Annotated in this window: 1 protein-coding gene; it reads right to left on the bottom strand. The window is 38.6% G+C overall.

Translation table 11 applies throughout. From position 1 onward, the window contains the following. Positions 1–149: 149 nt before the first annotated feature. Positions 150–1,754 carry an IS1182 family transposase gene (locus JQM82_RS15395; RefSeq protein WP_235251291.1) on the bottom strand — a complete coding sequence of 535 codons (1,605 nt, stop codon included), beginning with the start codon at positions 1,752–1,754 and terminating at the stop codon, positions 150–152. Between the last annotated feature and the right edge of the window lie 111 nt (positions 1,755–1,865).

The following is a 1,865-nucleotide window of genomic DNA, read 5'->3' as shown; positions in this document are numbered from 1 at the left end:
AAAAGGGAGTGTCGCAAAATAACTGATTAGTCAGTTATGGAGCGAGGCTCCCTCGCTTTTTGTTAAAAATAGAGAAGATCCTCAGAAATGTGGACATCTTCTCTATTTTTTGACGTACTTTAATAAACCCTTTCACTTTTTCAGGATTTTTATGCTGTTTTTACTTCAAAGAGATGGCTCTCTGTACGATTGGTTTGTATTTTGGCATGCAATTTGTTGATATTATATCCCAAACTGAGTAACAAAAACTCAATTTTTACTTTGGTTTTTCCACGAAGCAGAAATCTTTGGAATTCATAGTCGCTTTTCAAGACTCCAAAGGCTCCTTCTACCTGTATGGATCTGTTCATGCGATATTTTATTCCTGTGTCACTTTTGATGTTTTCATAAGATTCCTGTCTTTTGTCGATAAAGTTCTTGGATACGTAAAGACGTTTGTTTCCTTTGGCTTTTGTACACTTTTCTTTATGCGGACAACCACTGCAGTTTTCGCATTCATATACAGTAACTTCTGATTTATAGCCACTTTTACTTTTCTGGGTTTTTATAAATATCGGTTTCAGATATTTCCCTGCATGACAGATATAATGATCCTTTTCTTCATCATAAGCCATGTTCTCTCGTTTGCTGATATCCTTCTTAAAACTGCGTCTTTTCCATTTCTCGTAAGTTTGTGGTTTTATATATGGAACCTGCCCGTTCTCTTTCAGGAATTCATAGCCCTCTTCGCTTTCATATCCTGAATCGGCTGTCACACTTGGATATTTAAATCCAAGTTTTTTCTCCATTGTTTTTAAGAATGGAACCAGCGTCCAGACATCATTACGATCAGAGAAAATATCTGCCGCTACAATGTATTCACTGTCAACTCCAATCTGGACATTATATCCCGGCTTCAGCTGGGCGTTTCTCATGTGATCATCTTTCATATGCATAAATGTAGCATCCACATCTGTTTTGGAATAACTGTTACGGTCTCCGAATCTGGAATGATGCAGATCATACAGTAACTGTCGATCAAGAAAACGCCGGAATAATTCATGGTATCTTTGATGAATGCTTTTTCTTTTCCCACGACCATACACGAAGCATATCCCATACTCACGACAATAATTGTCCAGAAAAGCCATGATCTTCTGCAAATCTGATGTTCGGTTTTCTTTGGTGATCGTGAAGGATTGCATGTACTCCTGGTTGATCACTGAGATAGCAGTTGCTATCTTTGAAAACATTTTTTCTTCCCACTTACCTACAGATTTTTTCCATACAAACGTATACTTATTGGCACAAGCCTCTAATTTTGTGCCGTCTATAAAAACAGTCTCTTTTGAAATTTCTCCCATTGCAGCCAGACGGCGTACCATCTGATAAAATAGATCTTCGCATGCTTCAGCCAGAAAACCAGTACGGAATCTTGCAATCGTACTATGGTCAGGTGTTTTTTGACCGGCCAACAGCCACATAAAGTTGATATCTCTGCGGCAGGCAGTTTCAATCTTTCTTGAAGAGTAGATATTTTGTGAATATGCATAGGTCAGGATCTTGAACATGGTCTTTGGGTCTACTGCCGGATTTCTGCCTTTGGCAGAGTAAGCCTGATACAACAATGTGTAATCCAATTCCTCCAATTCATGGCTCAGCAGTCGGACAGAATCATCATCAGGAACCATACCTTCCAAACTTAATGGCAAAACCAGTTGATAACATTCGCCAAGTTCGGTATAATTTTTTGTGTGTATTAAGTTACTCGTCATAACTTATTATACCATGATTGACGGACTCTTCGGAGTCCGTTTTCTGTTTTCAGACACAAAAAGAGAGCGATGCTCCATAGATGATTACTCATCTATTTTGCAACGCCCCCT

Source organism: Faecalicatena contorta (assembly GCF_021531995.1).
GTDB lineage: Bacteria > Bacillota > Clostridia > Lachnospirales > Lachnospiraceae > Dorea_A > Dorea_A contorta_A.
The sequence above is the reverse complement of the archived record's forward strand: the minus strand, read 5'-3'. Positions and strand labels throughout refer to the sequence as shown.